Genomic DNA, 6,637 nt, shown 5'->3' with positions numbered 1-6,637 from the left:
ATCGGGTGATTAAGTCGGAAGTCATTCCGATGTACAGCCTATCGGCCGAGAAGGAATAAAGTACGTAGACGGTGAACATACAAAGAAAAGAAGCCCCAATTTAGGAGCTTCTAAGTAGCGAGGACGGGAGTTGAACCCGTGACCTCAGGGTTATGAATCCTGCGCTCTAACCGACTGAGCTACCTCGCCAAATTACCTAATTTATTAAAACCAACTATATTCGTTGAGTTGCACCCGTGTCCGCCTAGGCGGATATGAATCCTGCGCTCTAACCGACTGAGCTACCTCGCCAAACTATCTAATTTATTAACACCAACTATATTCGTTGAGTTGAACCCGTGTCCGCCTAGGCGGATATGAATCCTGCGCTCTAACCGACTGAGCTACCTCGCCAAATTACCTAATTTATTAACACCAACTACATTCGTTGAGTTGAACCCGTGTCCGCCTAGGCGGATATGCATCCTGCGCTCTAACCGACTGAGCTACCTCGCCAGATTAACTGGTATTTAGATATATCAGGTTAAACCCTTCTATCTATTTTAGTTAAATTATTCGTACCTTCATGCACCGGGCTGCTCTCCTATTTGTCAGTGAAAATTCCCTAAAATATCAGGTTTGAAGCACGGGGAGAATGGTTTGAACGATAGCCCCTCGTTTGGGAATGCAAATATGTGCGTATAAATATTGAATTCCAAGTGGGAATCCTAAAAAAAATGGTTACTTTTTGTCAATTAAAAGCTTTGAGCCATGGTTAAAAATAAATTTATATCTGACTATCAGATAAATACTTCTAAAAAGGTGATTTATCCCTATTTGAGTACAGCCAGTGGGCTTTCGCAGTGGTTTGCAGATGATGTGGTTATCAATGAGGACAAGATTTACAATTTCATCTATGATGGAGAGGATCATTTTGCCCGGCCAACCATCATGAGGATCAACCATCACGTCAAATTTGAGTTTTTTGACCCCAAAGACGAGGACGATGTTGAGGACGATCCATCTTTTATCGAGTTCAAGCTAGACGAGAATGAACTAACTCAGACATTTTATCTGCGGGTGATCGATTACGGTGATACCTATGATAATCAAGAACAAAAGGATATTTGGGAGGGTTTAATCACAAACCTAAAAGAGATAATTGGGGGATAGACTCGGATAATTCCTAAATTTGTCGGACGCTAGCGTAGCAAAGGACGGTGGTCAGTAGCGTCTATTAATTCTATGAAAAAACTCGATAAATTGATATTAGGCTCCTTTATTGGGCCATTTTTATTAACGTTTATTGTCGTGGATTTTATCCTACTCACAGTAAACATGCTCAAGTATTTTGATGAGATTTTTGGCAAAGATTTGCCGTTCATGGTTTACATGGAGCTGATTAGCTATTTTGTCATCAGCATTTCACCAATGGCTTTGCCCTTAGCTGTTTTGTTATCTTCGTTAATGACCTTTGGCAATTTAGGAGAGCACTTTGAATTGACTGCAATTAAAAGCAGCGGCATATCACTGCTTCGGGCTTTGCTGCCTATAGGTGTATTCGTAGCCTTCCTCACCGTGTTTGCATACTTGTCCAATAACTATTTGGTTCCAAGGGTTAATTTGAAGACGTTCAGCTTGCTCTATGATATCCGCATGAAATCGCCTGCTTTGGACATCAAAGAAGGGGTTTTTTATAACGGGATTCCAAATTACAGTATAAAAGTAAATCAAAAGCTAGACGAGGTACGCCTGCGGGATGTGCTAATATATGATCATACTGCCGGTCAGGGGAATATTCATGTAATTACCGCTGATTCGGGGAGGATGGAGCCTTTTTTTAACGACCGGTATATGATGCTTACACTCTATAGCGGTAGTAGCTATCAGGAGGGGCAGAACCAACGGGGTATAAATGAAAAGCCTCCGACCTTTAATCGAACGAAGTTCAGCACCAATGAGATGGTTTTTGATTTGGAGGCTTTTGAGATGAATCGTACACCTGAAAACCTTTGGTCGAACAACCGGTCTATCAAAAATATAGATGAAATCCGGATTGATCTGGATTCCATGGACAGGGAGATCAGTCAGAAGTTGTTTTTTAACTATGCTACGACAGAAGCGTCCTATCCATACTTCGGGAGGGATCGTAAAATTCTGCCGCCTGCGGACCTGGTAAGGAAAAAGCAGGTAGCTGATTCGATTCGAAACTTAAAGTACCAAGAAGAATACGAGCTTACCCATGGGGTAAGACTGGAGGGTGCGGACCTGAACGAACAGAGTGAAGCAGCCCGCCTGCTTGCTGCGGAGAAGCGAGAGGCAGTTACGGACTCAATGGACAGCCGACTAGCGGATGAAGTACCTCCCTTAATCACCTCCGATTCCATTACGGCTAAAGATTCTGTACTTGCCATGGTAGATACGATGGCACCCGTGCCCGCTCCGGAAATTGAAACACCTGTAATCGTTCATTCCAAGGAGACAGAGGTACAGCCCATTGTATTGACTCCAGCCCAAAGAGCCAAGTTGGACTCACTTCGAGGAACCCAGCGCCAAATGGTCTCTGCGGCAGCCAGCGCACTGACAAGTGCACGAAATCTGAAGAATAATTTCACAACGAACCATAATCAAATAGATGCACTGGAAAGGGAGTTCAGGAGGTTCCAGATATCTTGGTTTCAAAAGTATACCCAAGCGCTGGCCTGTTTTGTGATGTTTATGATTGGCGCTCCGCTGGGAGCGATTATTAAAAAAGGAGGGCTCGGTATGCCGGTTTTGGTATCAATCATTTTCTTTATTGTCTATTATATGCTTACAATCACTGGTGAAAAGTGGGCGAAAGAAGGGGTGACAGGGACGCTGTTTGGCACTTCCTTTTCCATATTGGCTTTGATACCATTCGGTTTGTTTTTTCTACGCCAAGCCAGAAAGGACGCAAGGATCTTTGAGGCCGATTTTTATTATGGGTTCTTCCAGAAATTAAAGGCCCTCCTGCCGAAAGTATCTAAGCGGGAAAAGTTGAAGGAAGAATTTTCATAACTTAAAAAATATTTGTACCTTTGTGTCTGTTTTATTAAAATAGCCGTATTAACTTGACTAAGCATGTATTTAAGTAAAGAAAAAAAATCAGAGTTGTTTAAGAATCATGGTCGGTTGAAGTCTGAAAAGGATACGGGTTCTCCTGAAGCGCAGATTGCGTTGTTCACGTATAGAATCCAACACCTTACAGAACACCTAAAGACTAACAAGAAAGACCATTCATCCCGCTTAGGATTGTTGAAGCTGGTAGGTAAAAGAAGGAGCCTGTTGAACTACCTTGTCAAGAATGACATCGAGAGATACCGGTCAATTATTGCCGAGCTGGGAATCCGTAAATAAGATTACTGTAAGGTTCTTCGCATGAGGGACCTTACTTTTTTTGCTTATCCTTTAGTAAACCTTACTTTTAAGACTATTCACCTTACAGAATCATTAGATTTTATGTTACCAAACGTTATTAGTAAATCTATCATATTAGAAGATGGTAGAGAGATCACCATTGAGACCGGAGCGCTTGCTAAGCAGGCGGACGGCTCTGCAGTTGTAAAAATGGGGAAAGCCATGTTATTGGCAACCATAGTCACGAAGAAAGAAGCGGGAGATGGGGTTGACTTCCTTCCGTTGTCTGTTGACTATCAAGAGAAATTTGCCGCATCCGGAAAAATACCGGGCGGATTTTTGAAGAGAGAGGGTAGATTGTCTGATTACGAGGTCCTGATCAGCCGCTTGGTAGACCGTGCGGTACGCCCTTTGTTTCCAGATGATTACCATGCCGATACCAACATAACCATCACATTGATGTCGTCCGACGAAGAGGTATTGCCGGATGCGTTGGCAGGCTTGGCTGCATCTGCCGCTATAGCGGTTTCTGACATACCTTTTAATGGACCGATCTCTGAGGTACGTGTTGCCAAGGTAGACGGAAAATTGATTATCAATCCGAAACCACAGGAGCTAAAGGTAGCCACGTTGGAGTTTATTGTTGCCGGTTCCGAGGAATTTATCTTAATGGTAGAGGGTGAAGCCGATGAGATTGCCGAAGATGAGATGGTAGAAGCGTTGGAGTTAGCCCATCAGGAAATCAAGAGGCATTGTGCCGTTCAAAAGGAACTCACCAAAGAGCTAGGAAAAGAAGTTAAGCGGGAGTATTCCCATGAAAATCATGACGAGGCCTTGCTTGAGCGAATGAAGGGGGAACTTTATGATGCCTGCTACGATGTAGTGAGCCGTCAGATTCCCAACAAGAATGAACGATCTGATCTGATCAAGGCGATCAAGCAAGGGTTTGTAGAAAGCCTGGGTGAGGATCACGGATACGACAGCTTTTTAATTGGCAAGTATTTTGCTAAAATACACAAGGATGCAGCCCGTAACTTCACACTCCATGAAAAAAAGAGACTGGATGGCAGGAATCCGGATGAAATACGTCCTATATGGTCGGTAGTAGACTACTTGCCTTCGGCCCATGGGTCTGCTGTATTCACAAGGGGAGAAACCCAATCCATCACCACTTGTACCTTGGGTACCAAGTTAGATGAGCAGATGGTAGACGGGGCGGTACATTCTGGATACAATAAGTTCTACTTGCATTATAACTTCCCCGGTTTTTCTACTGGTGAGGTAAAAATTAACCGAGGACCAGGCCGTCGAGAGATCGGGCACGGAAATCTGGCGATGAGGGCATTGCGGAGGGTTTTGCCACCTGATGCAAAGAATCCTTATACCATCCGGGTAGTTTCTGATATTTTGGAGTCAAACGGCTCGTCCTCTATGGCTACTGTTTGTGCAGGATCTTTGGCTTTGATGGATGCGGGTGTGCCTATTAAAGCGCCGGTCACCGGGATAGCCATGGGCATGATTTCGGATGCTTCCACAGGAAAATATACCATTCTTTCCGACATTCTTGGAGACGAGGATCACTTGGGCGATATGGACTTTAAAGTGACCGGTACCGAAAAAGGTATCACAGCTTGTCAGATGGACCTAAAGGTGGAGGGATTGGACTACGCAGTGCTGAAGGAAGCATTGTATCAGGCAAAAGACGGCAGGTTACATATATTGAATGAGATCAAAAAGACATTGGCAGCTCCTAGAGAGGATTATAAGCCACATGCACCTAGATCTCAGAACATGGAGATCCCTAAAGAGTTGATCGGTGCCGTAATCGGACCCGGAGGCAAGGTAATTCAGGAAATCCAGAAAGACACGGGAGCGACGATCATCATCGAGGAAGTAGACAACATGGGCAAGATCAATATTTTCGCCAATAACCAGACATCGATGGATGGTGCGATACAAAGAATCAAAGCGATCGTAGCCCAACCCGAAATTGGTGAGGTATATACTGGAAAGGTGAAGAACATCATGCCGTTTGGTGCATTTGTCGAATTCATGCCAGGTAAAGATGGCTTGCTCCATATTTCAGAAATCAAATGGGAGAGATTGGAGTCCATGGATGGCGTGCTGGAATCAGGCGAGGAGATCACCGTTAAGTTGATCGATGTGGATAAGAAGACCGGTAAATACAAGCTTTCGCGTAAGGTGTTGCTTCCAAAGGCGGAAAAATCTGACAAACCGGCTCAAAAATCTTAATTTAGGTTTAAACAATAATCGTTGAATGAACTTATTTTAAAGATAGTTCTGTTATATAAGGCGTTTAAAAAATCAGATACTTGAATGAGGCAGCTTAAAATTAGCAAACAGATTACCAACAGAGAAAGTCAGTCTCTAGACAAATACCTACAGGAAATCGGCAAAGTAGACCTGCTTACCGCAGATGAGGAAGTGGTCTTGGCAAAGCGGATCAGAGAGGGGGACCAACTTGCTCTTGAAAAGCTCACCAAAGCCAACCTGAGGTTTGTGGTTTCTGTTGCCAAACAGTATCAAAATCAGGGATTGTCCTTGGGTGATTTGATCAACGAGGGTAACCTTGGGCTTATCAAGGCTGCGCAGCGTTTTGACGAAACCAGGGGCTTTAAGTTCATCTCATATGCCGTGTGGTGGATTCGCCAGTCCATTCTGCAAGCACTTGCCGAACAATCCCGCATCGTTAGACTACCGCTAAACCGGGTAGGGTCTTTGAATAAGATCAGCAAGACCTTTTCCGAGCTAGAGCAGAAGTTTGAACGGGAGCCCTCTCCAGAAGAGCTTGCAGAGGTTCTGGAGGTTACTGCGGGTGAAGTAGTTGATACCATGAAAATATCTGGACGCCATGTTTCCATGGATGCTCCGTTCGTTCAGGGAGAGGAAAACAGCCTTCTGGATGTATTGGAGAATGATGGGGAAACAAAGCCAGACGACGGCCTGATGAATGACTCGCTTCGCAAGGAGGTACAACGAGCGCTCTCTACGCTAACCCAACGTGAGGCAGATGTAATCACCCTGTATTTTGGATTGAATGGCGAGCACGCGATGACACTGGAGGAAATAGGTGAGAAATTTAACCTTACCCGGGAGCGAGTGCGGCAAATAAAAGAAAAGGCTATTCGCAGATTGCGTCATACATCACGAAGCAAGACTTTGAAGCCTTATCTGGGTTAGAGTTTGGTAGACATATAATAGTTTAGAGGGGTTTAGATACCCCTCTTTTTTTACCTTCATATTGTTAATTTAGGTTAAA

Annotated in this window: 5 protein-coding genes and 1 tRNA gene; 5 read left to right on the top strand and 1 reads right to left on the bottom strand. The window is 44.1% G+C overall.

The features are described 5' to 3' along the window. Nucleotides 1–115: 115 nt before the first annotated feature. Nucleotides 116–189, bottom strand: a tRNA-Met gene (locus JJU34_RS08135). Nucleotides 190–750: 561 nt separating this feature from the next. Here JJU34_RS08135 and JJU34_RS08130 point away from each other — a divergent pair. The 5 genes from JJU34_RS08130 to JJU34_RS08110 all read left to right on the top strand — a co-directional run bounded on the left by JJU34_RS08130 (nt 751) and on the right by JJU34_RS08110 (nt 6,558). Next, the gene (locus tag JJU34_RS08130; protein ID WP_228691846.1) at nt 751–1,152 is read left to right on the top strand and encodes an START-like domain-containing protein; all 402 of its coding nucleotides are present in this window, start codon (nt 751–753) and stop codon (nt 1,150–1,152) included. 72 nt (nt 1,153–1,224) lie between these two features. Beyond that, a complete protein-coding gene (locus JJU34_RS08125; protein WP_228691844.1) occupies nt 1,225–3,018 on the top strand; it encodes an LptF/LptG family permease in 1,794 nt (597 codons plus the stop codon). A gap of 63 nt (nt 3,019–3,081) precedes the next feature. Further along, nucleotides 3,082–3,357, top strand: a complete 276-nt coding sequence (rpsO, locus tag JJU34_RS08120; RefSeq protein ID WP_228691843.1) for a 30S ribosomal protein S15 — start codon at nt 3,082–3,084, stop codon at nt 3,355–3,357. Nucleotides 3,358–3,459: 102 nt separating this feature from the next. Continuing rightward, a complete protein-coding gene (gene pnp, locus JJU34_RS08115) occupies nt 3,460–5,610 on the top strand; it encodes a polyribonucleotide nucleotidyltransferase (protein ID WP_228691841.1) in 2,151 nt (716 codons plus the stop codon). 84 nt (nt 5,611–5,694) lie between these two features. Beyond that, nucleotides 5,695–6,558, top strand: coding sequence for a sigma-70 family RNA polymerase sigma factor (locus JJU34_RS08110; RefSeq protein ID WP_010853621.1), 864 nt, complete (start codon nt 5,695–5,697; stop codon nt 6,556–6,558). The last annotated feature ends 79 nt before the right edge of the window (nt 6,559–6,637 follow it).

The organism is Lunatimonas sp., from assembly GCF_020832325.1.
GTDB lineage: Bacteria > Bacteroidota > Bacteroidia > Cytophagales > Cyclobacteriaceae > Lunatimonas.
Note: the sequence above shows the minus strand (reverse complement) of the source record. Positions and strands in the feature narration are given on the sequence as shown.